Origin of the sequence: Actinocrispum sp. NPDC049592 (assembly GCF_040675465.1) — a bacterium.
Taxonomy (GTDB): Bacteria; Actinomycetota; Actinomycetes; order Mycobacteriales; family Pseudonocardiaceae; genus Kibdelosporangium.
This window is the reverse complement of record NZ_JBFAPA010000017.1, coordinates 263607-280628: the sequence shown is the minus strand read 5'-3', so window position 1 is coordinate 280628 and position 17022 is coordinate 263607. Positions and strand designations below refer to the sequence as shown.

The 17022-nt window shown below is 68.6% G+C and carries 16 protein-coding genes; 8 read left to right on the top strand and 8 right to left on the bottom strand.

The features are described 5' to 3' along the window. The first annotated feature begins 31 nt into the window (after nt 1-31). From AB0J95_RS36275 to AB0J95_RS36265, 3 genes are all read left to right on the top strand, one after another. Nucleotides 32-1522 (top strand): cytochrome c biogenesis protein ResB, encoded by a 1491-nt coding sequence (locus AB0J95_RS36275; protein WP_364768632.1) that lies wholly within the window; start codon nt 32-34, stop codon nt 1520-1522. Then, a complete protein-coding gene (gene ccsB, locus AB0J95_RS36270) occupies nt 1519-2493 on the top strand; it encodes a c-type cytochrome biogenesis protein CcsB (RefSeq protein ID WP_364768629.1) in 975 nt (324 codons plus the stop codon). Before AB0J95_RS36275 ends, ccsB begins: the two co-directional genes overlap by 4 nt. Nucleotides 2494-3129: 636 nt before the next feature. After that, nucleotides 3130-4470: an AAA family ATPase gene (locus tag AB0J95_RS36265; RefSeq protein WP_364768626.1), complete on the top strand. Its 1341-nt coding sequence runs from the start codon at nt 3130-3132 to the stop codon at nt 4468-4470. A 353-nt stretch (nt 4471-4823) separates the two neighbouring features. Here AB0J95_RS36265 and AB0J95_RS36260 read toward each other — a convergent pair whose 3' ends face one another. Both AB0J95_RS36260 and AB0J95_RS36255 read right to left on the bottom strand, forming a co-directional pair. Further along, nucleotides 4824-5018 (bottom strand): hypothetical protein, encoded by a 195-nt coding sequence (locus AB0J95_RS36260; RefSeq protein WP_364768623.1) that lies wholly within the window; start codon nt 5016-5018, stop codon nt 4824-4826. Nucleotides 5019-5110: 92 nt separating this feature from the next. Further along, the gene (locus tag AB0J95_RS36255) at nt 5111-5311 is read right to left on the bottom strand and encodes a BldC family transcriptional regulator (RefSeq protein ID WP_364768620.1); all 201 of its coding nucleotides are present in this window, start codon (nt 5309-5311) and stop codon (nt 5111-5113) included. A gap of 170 nt (nt 5312-5481) precedes the next feature. On the opposite strand from AB0J95_RS36255, the gene AB0J95_RS36250 reads away from it, so the two are divergent. From AB0J95_RS36250 to AB0J95_RS36240, 3 genes are read left to right on the top strand one after another with little or no spacing between them, the layout of a single operon-like run. Next, a complete protein-coding gene (locus AB0J95_RS36250) occupies nt 5482-5934 on the top strand; it encodes an Lrp/AsnC family transcriptional regulator (RefSeq protein ID WP_364768473.1) in 453 nt (150 codons plus the stop codon). A gap of 10 nt (nt 5935-5944) precedes the next feature. Continuing rightward, nucleotides 5945-6214 carry a DUF4229 domain-containing protein gene (locus AB0J95_RS36245; protein WP_364768470.1) on the top strand — a complete coding sequence of 90 codons (270 nt, stop codon included), beginning with the start codon at nt 5945-5947 and terminating at the stop codon, nt 6212-6214. Between the two features lie 46 nt (nt 6215-6260). Beyond that, a complete protein-coding gene (locus AB0J95_RS36240) occupies nt 6261-7280 on the top strand; it encodes a mechanosensitive ion channel family protein (protein ID WP_364768468.1) in 1020 nt (339 codons plus the stop codon). On the opposite strand, the gene AB0J95_RS36235 is transcribed toward AB0J95_RS36240, so the two are convergent. Both AB0J95_RS36235 and AB0J95_RS36230 read right to left on the bottom strand, forming a co-directional pair. Further along, nucleotides 7228-8862 (bottom strand): MFS transporter, encoded by a 1635-nt coding sequence (locus AB0J95_RS36235; RefSeq protein WP_364768465.1) that lies wholly within the window; start codon nt 8860-8862, stop codon nt 7228-7230. The two genes, AB0J95_RS36240 and AB0J95_RS36235, sit on opposite strands and share 53 nt — an antisense overlap. 114 nt (nt 8863-8976) lie before the next feature. Further along, a complete protein-coding gene (locus AB0J95_RS36230; protein ID WP_364768464.1) occupies nt 8977-9975 on the bottom strand; it encodes a DUF2330 domain-containing protein in 999 nt (332 codons plus the stop codon). Between the two features lie 63 nt (nt 9976-10038). On the opposite strand from AB0J95_RS36230, the gene AB0J95_RS36225 reads away from it, so the two are divergent. Beyond that, a complete protein-coding gene (locus AB0J95_RS36225; RefSeq protein WP_364768462.1) occupies nt 10039-11127 on the top strand; it encodes a PLP-dependent cysteine synthase family protein in 1089 nt (362 codons plus the stop codon). 5 nt (nt 11128-11132) lie between these two features. On the opposite strand, the gene AB0J95_RS36220 is transcribed toward AB0J95_RS36225, so the two are convergent. The 4 genes from AB0J95_RS36220 to AB0J95_RS36205 form a co-directional block, all read right to left on the bottom strand. After that, on the bottom strand, nt 11133-12002 hold the full coding sequence (locus AB0J95_RS36220; protein ID WP_364768459.1) for a 1,4-dihydroxy-2-naphthoate polyprenyltransferase: 870 nt from the start codon (nt 12000-12002) through the stop codon (nt 11133-11135). A gap of 17 nt (nt 12003-12019) precedes the next feature. Next, on the bottom strand, nt 12020-13201 hold the full coding sequence (locus AB0J95_RS36215; RefSeq protein ID WP_364768456.1) for a hypothetical protein: 1182 nt from the start codon (nt 13199-13201) through the stop codon (nt 12020-12022). Nucleotides 13202-13272: 71 nt separating this feature from the next. Beyond that, nucleotides 13273-14370, bottom strand: a complete 1098-nt coding sequence (gene menE / locus AB0J95_RS36210; protein ID WP_364768453.1) for an o-succinylbenzoate--CoA ligase — start codon at nt 14368-14370, stop codon at nt 13273-13275. Beyond that, nucleotides 14370-15281, bottom strand: coding sequence for a 1,4-dihydroxy-2-naphthoyl-CoA synthase (locus AB0J95_RS36205; RefSeq protein ID WP_364768451.1), 912 nt, complete (start codon nt 15279-15281; stop codon nt 14370-14372). Before AB0J95_RS36205 ends, menE begins: the two co-directional genes overlap by 1 nt. Nucleotides 15282-15299: 18 nt before the next feature. Between AB0J95_RS36205 and menD the strand changes: the two genes are divergently transcribed. Continuing rightward, entirely contained in the window at nt 15300-16973 is a 1674-nt protein-coding gene (menD, locus tag AB0J95_RS36200) for a 2-succinyl-5-enolpyruvyl-6-hydroxy-3-cyclohexene-1-carboxylic-acid synthase (RefSeq protein ID WP_364768448.1), read from the top strand. Nucleotides 16974-17022: the final 49 nt, after the last annotated feature.

The following is a 17022-nucleotide window of genomic DNA, read 5'->3' as shown; positions in this document are numbered from 1 at the left end:
CCTGCGCAACACCTGGCGTGGCCTCACGTCGATGCGCACCGCGCTGATCCTGCTGTTCCTGCTGGCGCTCGGCGCCCTGCCCGGCGCCCTGCTGCCGCAACGGTCGCTGAACACCAACAAGGTCGCCGACTACATCGAGCAGCACGGCTGGTGGGGCCGTCTGCTGAACACGCTGCAGTTCTACGACGTCTACGCCAGCGTCTGGTTCTCGGCGATCTACCTGCTGCTGTTCATCTCCCTGGTCGGCTGCCTGCTGCCGCGGCTCTGGGAGTACCTCAAGCAGATGCGCGCCAAGCCCGTGCTCACGCCGCGCAACCTCGGCCGGATGCCGCACCACGCGGAGTCCACTTTGGACGACCAGCCCGCCGCGGTGATCGAGCAGGCCAAGCAGAACCTCAAGGGCTGGCGCCTGGTCGAACGCGAGGAGGACGGCGGCGCCCGGACCATCTCGGCGGAGAAGGGCTTCCTGCGCGAGACCGGCAACCTCGTCTTCCACTTCGCCATGCTCGGCCTGATCGTCGCGCTGGCCGTCGGCAAGCTGTTCGGCTACGAGGGCCAGGTCATCGTGAAAGCCGATGGCAGCCAGGAGTTCTGCAACTCCGGCGTACTCGGCTACGACTCCTTCCACCCCGGCCTGCGCGTCGACGGCACCGACCTGTCGCCGTTCTGCCTGAAGGTGAACCAGTTCGACGCCGAGTGGCTGCCGACCGGCCAGGCCAAGCTGTTCAACGCGCACCTGCAGTACCAGTCCGGCGACGACCTGGACACCGGCACCTGGCGCGACTACCAGCTGCAGGTCAACTCCCCGCTGCGGACCGAGGGCGACCGGATCTACCTGCTCGGCAACGGCTACGCGCCGGTGTTCACGGTGACGTTCCCCAACGGCGAGAAGCGCACGATGGACACGCAGTGGCGGCCGACGAACAACGTCACGCTGCTGTCCGAAGGGGCGACGAAGTTCGACCCGCCGGGCATCACCGACGCGCGGGAAAGAAGGACCAAACAGCTGGCCATCACGGGCTTGCTGGCGCCGACCGCGGTGTTCCAGGGCAAGCTGATGGACTCCAGCTTCCCCGCGCTGGACAACCCCGCGGTGGCCATCGAGGTGCTGCGCGGCGACCTCGGCATCGACAACGGCCGCGGCCAGAACATCTTCACCGTCGACCAGCAGATGGTCGACGACGGCAGGCTCAAGTCCGTGGCCAGGGAGAACCTCTTGCCTGGGCAGGACGTCAAGCTCGACGACGGCACCGTAGTGCGTTTCGACGGCGTGAAAAAGTGGGTCTACCTGCAGGTTTCACACGATCCGGGCCAGTTCTACGTGCTCATCTTCGCGATCCTGATCATCCTGGGCATCGGCGCGTCCCTGACGATCCGGCGGCGCAGGCTGTGGGTGCGCGCCGCACCCGGCGAAGATGGCCGTACCGTGGTCGAGGTCGGCGGGCTCGCCCGCACCGACCAGGCCGGATACGGCGAGGAGTTCACCAGGCTGGCCGGCCAGGTCCTTGGAGGTAAGCACTGATGGTCAACGAGACCCTCGCGCGGTTCAGCGACTGGACCTACACCACGACGGTCCTGGTCTACGTGCTGGCGATGATCTTCGCGGTGATGGAGCAGGCCAACACCCGGGAGCGCGCCAAGAAGGTGGTCGCGCGCCAGCTCGCCACCGTCGGCGGCCCCCCGGCCATCACCGAGGAAGTCGCCCCGGCGCGCCCGACCGGCGGCCGGCGGGTCGAGCGCAACCGCGCCGATCGGTTCGGCCGCATGGGCGCCGCGCTGCTGACCCTCGGCGTGGTGCTGCACTTCAGTTCGCTGGTGCTGCGCGGGTTCGCGACCGGCCGCGTGCCGTGGGGCAACATGTACGAGTACATGGCCACGGTGTGTTTCGTGGCCGTGGCGACCTGGCTGGTGATGATCCGGAAGTTCCCGGTCCGCCGGGTCACCGGGTTCGTGCTGCTGCCGATCGTGATCCTGATGTTCCTGGCCGGGACGGTGCTGTACACGAACGCGGCGCCGGTGCAGCCCGCGCTGCAGTCCTACTGGCTCGTGATCCACGTGTCGGCCGCGGCGGGTGCGTCCGGCCTGTTCCTGGTCCCGGGCGTGGCCAGCATCCTTTACCTGGTGCGTTCGCGGTACGACGGCGACGACACCAAGTTCGTGAAACTCGCCTCGCGGCTTCCCGAGGCCGACGTCCTGGACCGGCTCGCCTACCGGATGACGATCATCGCGTTCCCGATCTTCACCTTCGGCGTCATCTGCGGCGGGATCTGGGCCGAAGCCGCGTGGGGCCGGTTCTGGGGCTGGGACCCCAAGGAGACGGTCGCGTTCGTCGCCTGGGTGATCTACGCGGCGTACCTGCACTCGCGGGCCACCGCCGGGTGGCGCGGCAGCAAGGCGGCCTGGATCAACATCGTCGGGTTCGCGGCCACCGTGTTCAACCTGTTCTTCATCAACCTCGTCACCGCCGGACTGCACTCGTACGCCAACGGCTGACCCGGCGGTAACCCGTCAGTACCAAAAGGGCAACCCTGTTCGACCTGCGAGCACTCCGGCGACTACCGTCGCACGGGATGGTCGAGGTGGTCTCGATCCTTGATGTCCGCAGGAGGGACCCCGGCGGTGACTGGACGCTACGACGAATCCGCCCAGCGACCCGAGGTGGCCTGGCAGGCCCCGCCCCCAGACGGCAGCGCGGACACCGAGGAAACGGCTGAGAACCAGCCGGAGCTCTACGAGGAGCCGGCCACCGACTCGCAGCTCTACCCCGCCGCGCCGCCGACCGAGAACGGGCCGACCTCGGGGTCGTTCCCCGCTCAGACCGGACCCGGCTCGGGCGCCTTCCCCGCGCAGACCGGGCCTGGTTCGGGCGCCTTTCCCGTTCAGACCGGGTCTTCTTCGGGGTATCCGGCTCAGACCGGACCGTCATCTGGGTCGTTTCCCGCGCAGAGCGGGGCTTCCGGGTCGTACGCGGCGCAGACGGGGTCGTCCTCCGGGGCTGTCCCGGCGCAGAGCGGCCCGGCCGTTTCCGGCCCGTACCAGGTGCCGGACGCTTCGGGGGCTTCCGGCCCCTACCAGGTGACGGACGCTTCCGGCGCTGGGGGCTCCGGCCAGCCGGGAGGTTCCGGGCCGGTGCAAGGTGGATCCGGTCCGCACCAAGTTCCTGGTGGCTCGGGTCCGTACCAGGTCCCCGGCGGTTCCGGGCCTTACCAGGTTCCCGGTGGCTCGGGGCCGTACCAGGTGCCTGGGGCATCTGGTCCGCACCAAGTGCCCGGCGGTTCCGGGCCTTACCAAGTTCCGGGTGGGTCTGGGCCTTATCAGGTTCCGGGTGCCTCTGGTCCGCACCAGGTGCCCGGCGGGTCCGGTCCGTATCAGGTGCCGGGTGGCTCGGGGCCGTACCAGGTTCCCGGGGCTTCCGGTCCGCACCAGGTGCCCAGTGGGCCGTATCCGGTACAGCAGGGCGGTTCGGGTCCCTATCCCGTTCCGGGTGGTTCCGGGCCCGTTCCCGTGCACCCCGGGTATGCGCCGCAGCAACAGTTCGCCCCGCAGCAGCCGGGCCACGAGCTGGCAACCTCGCGCCTGATCAAGCAGGAGAAGCGGCGGCCGCAGTCCGGCTGGCGCAAGGCGTTGTACTCGGCGACCGGCGGTGTGGTGAACGTCGGGGAGAGCGCGGAGGACCAGCAGCGGCGGGAGCTGATCCTGCGGGTGAACCAGCCACTGCGGGGGTGCTACAAGATCGCGATGCTGAGCCTGAAGGGTGGTGTGGGCAAGACCACAGTCACCACCACCTTGGGGTCGACTTTCTCGTCGTTGCGCGGCGACCGGGTGATCGCCGTGGACGCGAACCCCGACCGGGGCACCCTCAGCCAGAAGATCCCCCTGGAGACCACGGCGACCGTCCGCCACCTCCTGCGCGACGCGAGCCGCGTGACCAAGTACAGCGACGTCCGCGCGTACACCTCACAGGGCCCGAGCCGCCTGGAAGTCCTTGCCAGCGAACAGGACCCGGCCGTGTCGGAGGCCTTCAGCGAGGACGACTACCGCCGCACGGTGGCCCTCCTGGAGCACTTCTACAACATCGTGCTGACCGACTGCGGCACGGGACTGATGCACTCGGCGATGAAGGGCGTTCTCGACCTCGCGGACTCCCTCGTGGTCGTCTCGTCGGGCTCGGTCGACGGCGCGCGCAGTGCCTCGGCGACCCTCGACTGGCTGGACGCACACGGGTATCGCGACCTCGTGGCCAGGTCCGTCGCGGTGATCAACTCCGTGCGCCCCAAGTCCGGCAGCGTCGACCTCGAGAAACTCGCGGCGCACTTCGGCGCCCGGTGCCGCGCGGTGTGCCAGATCCCCTTCGATCCTCACCTGGAAGAAGGCGCGGAGATCGAGCTCGACCGCCTGCAGCCCGCAACCCGCCTGGCACTGCTGGAGATGGCGGCCACAGTCGCAGACGGTTTCCCCCACGACAGGTAACCCACCCGGGTGGAGCCGGCAGCGGCTGGCTCCACCCACATCGCCTCCGCGGGGCTTGTGAAAGCCGATCCGCCTGCAATCCCCGGATCAGCTCGATCACATGACACCGGATCGCTTGACGGAACCGGCCATGGTTCGCACGCCGCCCATGAGCCAGCGCCCACCGCTCCACCCTCACCCGGCCGTGGCGGGGCGAAAGATCCCGGGCGCAGGGCCGGGAGAGCCACAGCGGAGGTAAAGGACGCGGCTCTGGGTAAAGGACGGCTTGGGGCGGGACCAGGGCCGGATACAAGAGAACCCTCGTAAGTGACCACTCCGGTCACCCACGAGGGTTCGCCACGACTGCTCTTTACTCAGCCGGGCGGGTCGTCGCCGGCCTTCTTGTTGCGCTCGTCCAGACCGCGCAGGAACTCCGGGTCGTCATCGGGGGCGACGACGCCGCGGCCGCGCTCGCGCCGTGTGGGTACGGCGGCCGACTGCGATCCGAACGCCCGCCACAGCAGCACCGCCACTGTCAGCGCTCCGACCGCGGCGAGCAAGTACAGCAGCATCCCGCCACCTCCTCGGGTCTCATGCCCGAGGTTAGCCCGTTTCGCACCAGCGTGCCGCCAAGGCATACGTCCGATGGCGGAACGTGGTATCAGTCGTTATGACTGGCTTCGGTGGTCAGCTCCGCCAGCAGGGTCTTCACCTCGGACTCACGGAACCGACGGTGCCCGCCGGGGGTGCGGATCGAACCGATCCGGCCGGCGGTCGCCCACCGGGTCACGGTCTTGGGGTCGACCCGGAACAGGGCCGCGACTTCGCCAGGGGTGAGCAACCGCTCGCCCACGTGCCCCATGGTGGTGGTCACATCCGCCTCCTTGAGATCTTCGCCGAGATTTCCGGCGAACCGGTTGCATCGTGGCATCTCGACCATCGGGTACTCGAACGGCTATGTGATAGTAAAGAGGTAGTAAGGGGCAAAACGCCCACGAAGGACAGCCGGTGCGGCGCGCGTAGGCTGCCCGCGTGGACGACTTGGACCGTCGCATCATCACCGAGCTCAGGCTGAACGGCCGCGCGACGTTCGCCGAGCTCGGCCGCCAGGTCGGGCTGTCGGCGTCGGCCGTGCACGAGCGGGTCGGCAAGCTCGAGGCCAGCGGGGTCATCACCGGCTACCACGCCACCGTAGACCCGCGGGCCATAGGTTTGGGGGTCACCGCGCTGGTCGGCATCCAGCCGGCCGAGGGCGCGATGGACAACGACATCGCCCTTGCCCTCGCTGAGCTGCCGGAAGTGGAGTCCTGCTGGGCGGTCGCCGGGGACGAGGCCTTCGTGGCCAAGGTCCGGGTGTCGACCGTCGACGACCTGGAACGCACGCTGGGCCGCCTGCGCCGGATCAGCGGCGTCGCGCGCACCAGGACCACGGTGGTGCTGTCCACCCGGTTCGAGGGGCGTCCGAACACCGGGGACGCCGAGTAGGGTGAGCGGCGTGGAAGGCAGTCTCCGCCGCGACCTCGTGCTGTACACGGTCGCCCGTATCGCGCTGGTCGCCGTGGTCACGGCGGTGCTCGTGATGTTCAAGATTCCTTTGCTCGTGGCGCTGGCGGTTGCCGTGGTGGCGGCGTACCCGCTGAGCATGGTGCTGCTGCGCGGGCTGAACGACCGGGTGGCGGCCGGGATGGCCGAGCGCGGTGAGGTCCGCCGGGCCGAGCGGGACAAGCTGCGCGCCCAGTTGCGCGGTGACGAAGAAGACGCCTGACCTGCCAGGCTCGCGTTCGGGCTGATCTTGCCTCACGCTGGGATGGGTGGTCCTGAAAACAATCCTGGCTGTCGCGGTGGCCGCGGTCGCCGCCCTCGTCGTGGGGTGGCTGGTCGGGTTCGTGGTGCGGTTCGTCGCCCGCCGCCGCTACCGCCACACCCTCACTGAACTGCACTCACACTGCCACAAACCGTTCGTCACGGTCCTTGTCGTGGCCTCGGTGTACTCGGTCCTGTACGACAACGAGGACCGCGTCGTCAGCGGCGTCCGGCACGCGGTGCTGCTGGTCCTGATCGGGGCCGCGGCCTGGCTGGTCGTCCGGTTCCTGTTCGTCATCGAGGACTTCGCGCTGCAACGGCTGCGCCTCGACGTGCCGGACAACCGGCGGATCCGCAAGCTGCGCACCCAGGTGGCGCTGGTCCGGCGACTGACCGCGGCCACTGTGACGGTTCTCGCACTGGCGTCGATGTTCATGACCTTCTCGCAGCTCCGCACGCTCGGCGCGTCACTGCTGGCGTCCGCGGGGATCGTCGGGGTGATCGGCGGCCTGGCCGCGCAGACCACGTTGACGAACGTCTTCGCGGGCATCCAGCTGGCGGTCACCGACTCGCTGCGGTTCGACGACGTCGTGGTCGTCGAGGACGAGTGGGGCCGGATCGAGGAGATGACGCTCACATACGTCGTCGTGCACCTGTGGGACGAGCGGCGGCTCGTGCTGCCGACGACCTACTTCACCAAGAACCCGTTCCAGAACTGGACGCGCCACGAGACCCGCGTGCTCGGCGCGGTGGTGCTGCACCTGAACTACGGCGCGCCCATCGACGCGATCCGGACCGAGACCCAGCGTCTGGTCGAGGCGTCGCCGTTGTGGGACCAACGGGACTGGGTGGTTCAGGTCGTCGACTCCACACCGTCCACAATGGTCGTCCGGGTGCTCGCTTCGGCCGCGGACGCGCCCAGTTCATGGGATCTGCGGTGTGAGCTGCGGGAGAAGCTGATCGACTTCCTGAAGGTCAATCACCCTGAGGTTCTGCCACAGTTCCGTGCGATCTACGACCCTTCGTGAGCGCGGTGAGCGGGCGGGCGATCCGTTCCAGCGACTTGCCTTCCGCGTTCACGCCCCACAGCAGCTCGGCGACCGACGCGAGCGCCATGATCACCGCGCCGATCAGGAAGCCGAGCGACACCTGGCTGATCTGTCCACTGTGGATGAACTCGCCGAACAGCAGCGGGCCGGTGATCCCGCCGACCGCGGTGCCGACGGCGTAGAACAGCGCGATCGCGAGCCCACGCGTCTCCATCGGGAAGATCTCGCTGACCGTCAGGTACGCGGCCCCGGCGCCCGCCGACGCGACGAAGAAAGCCAGGCACACCAACAGAATGAACGGCCACACGGTGAGGTTCCCGGCCAGCAGCGCGATCACGGCGACGATGATCCCGGAACCCAGATAGGTCGCCGTGATCATCGGTTTGCGGCCCACCGTGTCGAACAGCCGGCCGAGCGCGAGCGGGCCCATCAGGTTGCCCACGGCGAAAAGCGCCAGGAACAGCGGCGCTTGGCTGGAGGAAACGCCGTAGAAGGTGTTCAGGATCGTGCCGAGGTCGAATGTGACGGCGTTGTAGAGGAATGCCTGGCCGATGAACAGGGCGAGGCCGAGCATCGCGCGTTTCGGGTAGCGCTCGTAGGCGACTTTCGCGATCTCCCGGAACGGGATGTGGTGGCGTTGCCGGATCTCGATTTTGCCTTCGGGTTCGGCGAGCTCGCCGCCGACCTCCCGTTCGATGTCCCGGACAATGCGTTCGGCCTCGTCCTCGCGGCCGTGGATGAACAGCCACCGGGGGCTTTCCGGCACGTGCCGGCGAACCAGGATGATCACCAGCGCGAGAATCCCGCCGAGCCCGAACGCGAGCCGCCACCCGATCCCCGGAGCGAAGATCTCGGTGTTCAGCAACAGGATCGACGTGATACTGCCGATCGCCGCACCGCCCCAGTAACTGCCGTTGATAGCGAGATCGACGCGCCCGCGTTTCGCCGCGGGAATCAACTCGTCAATAGCGGAGTTGATGGCCGAATACTCCCCGCCGATCCCTGTCCCGGTGAAGAACCGGCAGACAAAGAAATACCACGGCGCGAACGTGAACGCAGTCGCCACCGTCGCGGCCAAATACACCGCAAGCGTGATCATGAAAAGCCGCTTACGACCCCACCGATCCGTAAGCTGCCCAAAGAACAACGCCCCCAGACACGCCCCCGCAACGTAGACAGCGGCCGCGATCCCAATATCCGCCGCCGTCATGTGCACACCCGCACCGGCCTCCGTCAGCCGCGACGCGATCGCCGAAACAATGGTGACCTCAAGCCCGTCCAGAATCCAGACAGTCCCCAGTCCGATCACTACCCGCCAGTGGAACCGCGACCACGGCAACCGGTCCAACCTGGCGGGAATGTCCGTTTCAATAGTGCGTAATCCAGTGCTCACACCACCGAATGCCCAATGAGCCGGGGCCTGAAACCGCCTCCGCCTGTGGACCACCGGATGGTGGGTGATCTTGAGGTGGTTGGAGTGTCGGTGCTGCGGGCGCACCAGGCGCCGAAGTGGTGTGAGGAGGCGCCAGAATGGTCTCACACGATGCCGCGTACGTGCCATCGGTGCCGCCCCCAGCGTTCCGATCCGGGGCCGCGACGGGGCCTATCGGTCGCCGGTGTATGCCTGCGGGCATCGCCAGAGCGGGGCGGGGCATTCCTTGGGTGTGGGTGTGGGTTAGTTTTTGTTCAGGCGGCGGCGGTGGGTGTAGGCGGTTATTGCCCCTGTTATTAGGATTGCGATGAGGACTGCTATTCCTGCCACGAACAGCCAGGTCATGCTGGGGGCTTCCGAGCCGGTGTTCGGGACGTATCTGGTCAGGACGGTTTTGTGGGGGTTGTCGGTTGGGGCTTTTGTGAACTTGATGTCCTGGGTGATTCTTGCTGGGTCTGGGTAGGTGCCGTCGTAGCGGGTGACGTAGGTGTTTCTGGTGGTGTCGCGGCCGGCGAAGTACAGGTCCATGGTCCAGCCCGGGACCGGGGAGGTGGCGTCCATCCGGTGGTCGGCGAGGACGTAGAGGCGCAGGGCTTGTGGGGAGGTCGCTTGGCCGGAGAGGCGCATCGGGTAGACCGGCGACGAGGTGGCGAAGGTGATCTTGAGGGGTGGGAGGTTGCCGCGGAGGTTTCCTTGCCCGGCGGTCAGCCGTACGGCGGTCAACGACCAGCCCTCGGACAAATATGGCGCTAGGCCCGTCGCGAGGGTGGGTGGGAGGGAAAAGCCGTTCGTGGACAGCCACTGGGCCACCGCTGTCGAGTCGGTGCCGGTCAGTTGCGCCGTGGAGTACGGGCCGATGTCAACCTGTTGGGTGACCTCGACGGCGGCACCGGGAGCGGCGGCAGCGGCTTTGGCGCCGCCGCCGCCCGAAGGCCCGCGCACGTCCTCGTACGAAGGCTTGGTGAAATCGGCCAGATAGGTGAACGCCTCCGCGTTGCCCAGCGAGAGGTCGGCGGGACCCGGCACGGGCATCACCCAGGCCGCGCGAGTTGCTGTGGTCTCCGCGGCGAACTGCATGGTCACGGTCTCGCGGCCGGGCGCCAGCTCGACGATGGCCGTCTCCTGCCGCACCTGCACCTTCTGGTCCCCCACGAACCCGCCGCAGGCACACGCCTGCGCGGCCAGCGGTGACACGCCGACCAGCGATAACACGACCGACGCCACGACGAGGATGCTGCGCATGAACCTTGGACGGAGCGCGCGCGGACCCGGTTGGAAGGGTGTCCTGATTGTTACTGTCCTCCCGTGACCTCTGTGGACCGATGTAGCGAGACAACCCGCGAGTGGGTGTGCGAGGCCGTCCGGATCATCGAGGCGGACGCCAACCGCAGCGCCGACACGCACCTGCTGCCGTTCCCCCTGCCCGCGGACTGGGGCGTGCAGCTCTACCTCAAGGACGAGTCGACCCACCCGACCGGCTCGCTCAAGCACCGGCTGGCCCGCAGCCTCTTCCTGTACGCCCTGTGCAACGGCTGGATCACCGAGGGCACCCCGGTCATCGAGGCCTCGTCCGGTTCGACGGCGGTCTCCGAGGCCTACTTCGCCCGCCTGCTGAACCTGCCGTTCATCGCGGTGATGCCCGCGTCGACCAGCACCGAGAAGATCGCGCTGATCGAACGCCAGGGCGGCCAGTGCCACTTCGTCGACGAACCCAGCGCGATGTACACCGAGTCCCGCAGGCTGGCCAACGAGCTCGACGGCCACTTCATGGACCAGTTCACGCACGCCGAACGCGCCACCGACTGGCGCGGCAACAACAACATCGCCGAGTCGATGTTCCAGCAGATGGCCCTGGAACCGCACCGCGAACCCGCCTGGATCGTGGTCGGCGCGGGCACCGGCGGTACGAGCGCGACCATCGGCCGCTACATCCGCTACCAGTCGATGCGCACGCACCTGGCTGTCGTCGACCCGGAGTGCTCGGTGTTCTTCGACGCCTGGCGCGACACCCAGCCCGACCTCACCGGCTGCCGCGGGTCCCGCATCGAGGGCATCGGCCGGCCCCGCGTCGAGCCGTCGTTCGTCGGCCAGGTGATCGACCGGATGATCAAGGTCCCGGACGCCGCCTCGATCGCCGCGATCCGTTACGTGGAAGGCATTCTCGGCCGCCGGGTGGGCGGGTCCACCGGTACCAACCTGTGGGGCGCGTTCCAGATCATCGCGGAAATGCTGGCCGCGGGCCGGGAAGGCAGCGTCGTGACGTTGCTGTGCGACGGCGGCGAACGGTACGCGCACACCTACTACAACGACGAATGGCTTGCCAAACAAGGACTCGACCTCGATCCGCACTACCGCGTGCTGGCCGAGTTCTTCGAATCGGGAACGTGGCAATAAACCGGCTACAGAACAGCACCGAGCGTGGTCGCGACCGCCCAGATCAGCATCGCTAGCGCGGTGTCCTTGAGCACCGGGATGAGCGCCGGGCCGGTCGCTCCACTGAGGACGGTCCGGACCGGCGGCATCGCCTTCACCGTCGCCACCAGGCCGAGCAGCATCCACGGGTTGATGAACGCCAGCCCCAGCGTCACGACGAACGGCAGCAACGTCAGAACGCTGTACAGCGAACGGGTCCGGGTGTCGCCCAGCCGGACCGCGAGGGTCCGCTTGCCCGCCTCGGCGTCCTTCGGCCGGTCCCGCAGGTTGTTCGCGGCCAGCACCGCCGCCGAGAAACACCCCAGGGCAACGGAAGCGACCACGCCCAGCCAGCTGATCCGTCCACTCTGGACGTACAACGTGCCCAGCACCGGGATCGGCCCGAAGAACAGGAACACCGCCAGCTCGCCGAAACCCAAGTAGCCGTAAGGGTTCTTACCGCCGGTGTAGAACCACGCGCCGAGCACGCTGACCACGCCGACGATCAGCAACCACCAGTGCCCGGACGTGAGGACGAGCACAAGCCCCGCCACGCACGCGAACCCGAAGCACGCGAACGCCGCGGCCCGCACCGCACCCGGCGGCACGAGCCCCGAACCGACCAGCCGCAACGGGCCGACCCGCTCGGTGTCCGTGCCGCGGATCCCGTCGGAGTAGTCGTTGGCGTAGTTCACCCCCACCTGGAACGCCACCGCGACGAGCAGCGCCAGCACCGACTGCCACCACACGAAACCGTCGATCGCCACCGCCGCACCGGCGCCGACGAGCACCGGTGAGACGGAGTTGGGCAACGTGCGGACGCGTGCGCCCGCCATCCACTGCGCGACTGTCGCCATGCGGACAGTGTCGCAATTCAGCAGGCTGTGGCGCCGGTGACCCCAGTTACGTACGCCTTCGCCACGTACTTGCCGGTGGCGATGCGGTACCAGATGTTGGACGTGCCCTGGCTGCCGGACACGGACTCCCCAGTCTGCTGGCAGATGACCCTGACCTGCGCGTAGTTGGCGGCGAGCCCGACGACCGACGAGCTGGTGTTGGTGCTCGACCGGACATTGAGCGGGTCGCTGGCGGTGCGGACGAAGCCGTTCGGGCCGGACCCGGTCCACAGGTAGGTCACGGTGACCCAGGAGTTGTCGGCGAGGTCGACGCCGTCCCAGAAGGTGCCGTCGGCCAGGTCGATGCCCGCGGGGTTGCCGACCTTGCGGCCGAACTCGTCCTTCCCGCCGTTGTAGCCGTCCTGGTAGGCGGCCTGGGCCTCGGGTTTGCCGCGCGGCAGGTCGGTCCAGCGCTGCCGGGAGGCGTTCCAGTAGTCGTCCGTGGTGTTCCACGGCCCGACATCCCAGACCGGCGCCCACTCGCAACGACCCGCCGACGAGCACACCTGCACGGTGTAGGTGCCCGTGCCCTTACTGGACAGGCCGCGGCGCGACGGCAGTGCTACAAAGTGGTCGCGGGACGTGATGACGTGCCCGTTCGCGGTGGTGCCGCCGACCAGGCCCTCGCGCGTCGCGTAGACCCGGTACGCGACACCGGCGGCCTGGATCTCCGCGGTCGGCCGGGCGTTGGTCTGCGACAACGTGAGGTCGACGCCCCGCACGGCAGGACTGTCACTGCCGTCGGGTGTAGTCAGCACTAGGCGTGCTTGGACGACCGATGTGGACATCGGCAACACCGCGGCCGATGACGACGTGACCTCCGTCCACTCGGTCCACGTGCCGTCCGGCTGCACGCCGCGCACGTCAACGGCCAGCTCGGAGTCGCGCGGCACCGACGCGGACACCTTGGCGGACACCGTGTTCACCGGTTCCTTCAAGGTGAACGGCGCGTAGGACGCGATCCCGGTGCGCACCGGCGTCAACGTCCGCGCCGCGCTCTGCCCGAGGGTCAACGTGCCGCTGGTGACGGTGACGTTGTTGCTTTCCTGGTCGTACGAGCCCACCGGGATGCTGAGGGTGAGCGTGCCACTGGCGGAAGCCGGCACCGAGAAGCCAACCAATGCGACCGGTAAGACCGCGGCCGCGAGCCATTTTCTCATGGGGCAGAGCCAAACGGAGTCGATGGTTAAGTGTCAACCAAGAAGGACTGAATGGCGTAAGAAGTGAACAGTCATCCGGTCAGATACCTACGCACAGCAATCCGGTCCACCTTTCCGGGCCCGGTCAACGGCAGTTCGTCGATCACCCGCAACACCTTCGGCACAGCGGGTGCTCCCAGGGAGTCACGCACAGCCTGACGCAGACCGTCCACATCGGCATCCGGACCGACCACCGCGGCCGCGACGATCTGACCCCACTCGGGGTCGTCCAACGCGACCACACAGGCCGCGTCGACGTGCTGCTCCAGCAACCGTTGAACGGCGGCGGCAGGCACCTTCACCCCGCCGGTGTTGATCACGTCGTCGGCGCGGCCGAGGATCTCCAGCCGTCCGCCGGTGAACCGGCCGAGGTCCGAGGTGACGAACCAGCCGTCCACGAAGGACTTCGCGGTCAGGTCCGGCCGCCCTCGATAGCCGCGGGCGAGCACCGGCCCGGAGATTGCCACCAGGGAGTCGACCAGCCGCACATTCACCCCATCGAGCGGTACGCCGTCGTACACACAGCCACTGGCGGTCTCGCTCATCCCGTACGCCGACACGATCGGCAGACCTTCAGCCGCCGCGCGGAGTTCGGGACTCAGGGGTGCTCCACCCAGCACGATCCCGTCCAGGGCGGCCAACGCCTCCCGGGCGGGGCCCGCCAGCAGGCGGGCGAGCTGGGTGGGCACGAGCGCCGTGTAATGCCTTCCCGGCAACGAAAGCAGCTCAAGGCACCGCTCAGCGAACGCCTCCGCGCGGAAGCCGGAACTGAGGTCCATCACCACCGGATCGAACCCGGCGACCAACGACCGCACGAGGACCTGGATCCCGCCGATGAACCGCGCCGGAGTGGCCAGCAGCCAGCGCCCAGGTCCACCCAATCGGGTGTGCGTTGCCATCGCAGAGGCACGCAAGGCCGAAGCGGCCAGGAGAACCTCCTTCGGCTCCCCGGTCGAGCCCGAGGTCCGGACCAGGACCGCGGTCGGGTCGTGCGGGGAGTCCTCGTTCGGCGCCAGGACACCGGCCGGGCCCGGCGAATCCCCTGGCAGCAGTGCGGGTCCAGAGCCGTCCAGCGCTGCTGGCAGGTGCTCCAGCAGCGCTTCCGGCGTTATCCCAGCAACTTGGCGCATCAGTAGTAGTACGGGAACGGCGACCAGTCCGGGGAACGCTTCTCCAGGAACGCGTCCCGGCCCTCGACGGCCTCGTCGGTCATGTACGCGAGCCTGGTCGTCTCCCCGGCGAACAGCTGCTGGCCCACCAGGCCGTCGTCGATCAGGTTGAACGCGTACTTCAGCATCCGCTGCGCGGTCGGCGACTTGCCGTTGATCTCCCGCGCCCACTCCAGCGCCGTCGACTCCAGCTCGGCGTGCGGGACCACGGCGTTGACCGCACCCATCCGGTGCATGTCGTCGGCCGTGTAGGTCCGGCCGAGGAAGAAGATCTCGCGGGCGAACTTCTGGCCGACCTGGCGGGCCAGGTACGCCGAGCCGTAGCCGCCGTCGAAGCTGCCCACGTCGGCGTCGGTCTGCTTGAACCGGGCGTGCTCGGCGCTGGCGAGGGTGAGATCGCACACCACGTGCAGGCTGTGCCCGCCGCCCGCGGCCCACCCGGGCACGACGGCGATGACGACCTTGGGCATGAACCTGATCAGCCGCTGGCACTCGAGGATGTGCAGCCGCCCGGCGCGGGCCGGGTCGATGGTGTCCGAAGTCTCACCGGCCGCGTACTGGTACCCGGTGCGCCCGCGGATCCGCTGGTCGCCGCCGGAGCAGAAGGCCCAGCCGCCGTCCTTGGGCGAGGGCCCGTTGCCGGTCAGCAGCACGCACCCGATGTCGGAGCTCATCCGGGCGTGGTCCAGCGCCCGGTAGAGCTCGTCGACGGTGTGCGGGCGGAAGGCGTTGCGCACGTCAGGGCGGTCGAACGCGATCCGCACGGCGCCGGTGCCGACCGCGCGGTGATAGGTGATGTCGGTGAACTCGAAACCCGGCACCGCGCGCCAGGCCTTCGGGTCGAACAACTCCGAAACGACACTCTCAGACACGTTTGCGAGGATAAGGCGATGAACCCGTCGACCGCGCAGGCCATGGTGATCATCGATGAGCTGGTGCGCAACGACGTGCGGGATGTCGTCGTCTGCCCCGGGTCCCGCAACGCGCCGCTGAGCGTGGCGCTGTTCGAGGCCGACCGGGCCGGGCGCCTGCGGATGCACGTCCGGGTGGACGAGCGCGGCGCCGCGTTCCTCGCGATGGGCCTGACCAGGGCGACCGGCCGCCCGGCGGCCGTGGTGTGCACCTCGGGCACGGCTGTGGCGAACATGCACCCCGCCGTGCTGGAGGCCTACCACTCGGGCATCGGGCTCGTGGTGATCTCCGCGGACCGGCCGCCGGAGCTGCACGGCAGCGGCGCCAACCAGACCATCGACCAACGCAACCTGTTCGCCCCGGCGGCGATCCTGGTGGACTTCCCGGTGGCCGAGCGGCGGGCCGGGCTGAACCCGGTCTGGCGCGGGCTGGTCTGCCGGGCCATCGCGCAGGCCGAGTCCGGTCGCCCGGTGCAGATCAACGTGCCGTTCCGGGAGCCGCTGCTGCCCGGGTTCGGCGGCGACTGGCCGGAGTCGCTGGACGGCCGCCCGGACAACGAACGCTGGACGACGTCGGCGCCCGCGCGTTCGGTGGCGGGCAGCCGGGTGGACTTCCCGTTGCCGGCCCGGACGCTGATGGTGGTCGGCAGCGGCCGGACCGACCGGGCCGCGGCCGCGTGCCAGGTGGCGATGCGGGCCGGCTGGCCGATCATCGCCGAGCCGGTCGCGCACACCGGCGGCGCGAGCGTGCTGCGCTGCGGGCCGTTGCTGCTGGGGTTGCTGGACAGGGCCGAGGACCTGCGGCCGGAGGCGGTCCTGGTCGTCGGGCGGCCGACGTTGTCCCGGGGTGTGCGCGGGCTGATGGGCAAGGCGCCGGTGTACGGGATCGGCGACCATCCACAGTGGACCGATCCGCAGTACGTGGCGATCCACGTGCGCGGCTGGCTGGACACCACCGACCTGGCATACGTGCAGGGCCATGACCCGGAGTGGCTGATGGCCTGGCGGACCGCGGCGGAACGGGCCGCGACGGCGGTGGACAAGGTGCTGGAGGAGGAGCTCTGGCCGTCCGGCATGCGGGTCGCGCGGGACGTCGTGAACGCGCTGCCGCCGGACTCGCTGCTGTTCCTCGGTTCGTCCAACCCGGTCCGGGACGTCGACCTGGTCGCCGAGACCCGCACGGACATCGCCATCCACGCCAACCGCGGCGTGGCGGGCATCGACGGCAACGTCTCCACCGCGATCGGCCTCGCGCTCGGGTCCGGGCGGCCGTCCTACGCGTTGATCGGCGACCTGACATTCCTGCACGACTCGAATGGACTGCTGACTGGACTGGGACAACGCCAGCCGGATCTGACGATCGTCGTGCTCAACGACGACGGCGGCGGGATTTTCTCGTTGCTGGAACAAGGCGCGGCGCAGTACCGGGACAGCTTCGAAACGGTGTTCGGCACCCCGCACGGCACCGATTTGCGCTCATTGTGCGACGCCCACCACGTGCCCTATGTCCTGGCCGAATCGCCTGACCAGCTCAGGGAAGCGCTCAGTCCGCCGAACGGCCTAAAGGTGTGCGAGGTCAGGGCCGATCGGGCACGTTTGCGGGACCTGCACGCCCGAATGCGGGCAGTCGTCGGGGATGCCGTTTTTGGGTAGTTCCAGCCCGTGGGATACGTACTTTGGCAGGTATTGACCCATCGTCCAG

Bases quoted from the DNA above. Each gene is read 5' to 3' on its own strand.
- AB0J95_RS36275 (WP_364768632.1), top strand. From the start codon at position 32: ATGCGCACCGCGCTGATCCTGCTGTTCCTGCTGGCGCTCGGCGCCCTG.
- AB0J95_RS36255 (WP_364768620.1), bottom strand. From the start codon at position 5,311: ATGGGGCACGTGGGCGAGCGGTTGCTCACCCCTGGCGAAGTCGCGGCC.
- AB0J95_RS36235 (WP_364768465.1), bottom strand. From the start codon at position 8,862: ATGGCACGTACGCGGCATCGTGTGAGACCATTCTGGCGCCTCCTCACA.
- AB0J95_RS36230 (WP_364768464.1), bottom strand. From the start codon at position 9,975: ATGCGCAGCATCCTCGTCGTGGCGTCGGTCGTGTTATCGCTGGTCGGC.
- AB0J95_RS36220 (WP_364768459.1), bottom strand. From the start codon at position 12,002: ATGGCGACAGTCGCGCAGTGGATGGCGGGCGCACGCGTCCGCACGTTG.
- AB0J95_RS36215 (WP_364768456.1), bottom strand. From the start codon at position 13,201: ATGAGAAAATGGCTCGCGGCCGCGGTCTTACCGGTCGCATTGGTTGGC.
- menE (WP_364768453.1), bottom strand. From the start codon at position 14,370: ATGCGCCAAGTTGCTGGGATAACGCCGGAAGCGCTGCTGGAGCACCTG.
- menD (WP_364768448.1), top strand. From the start codon at position 15,300: ATGAACCCGTCGACCGCGCAGGCCATGGTGATCATCGATGAGCTGGTG.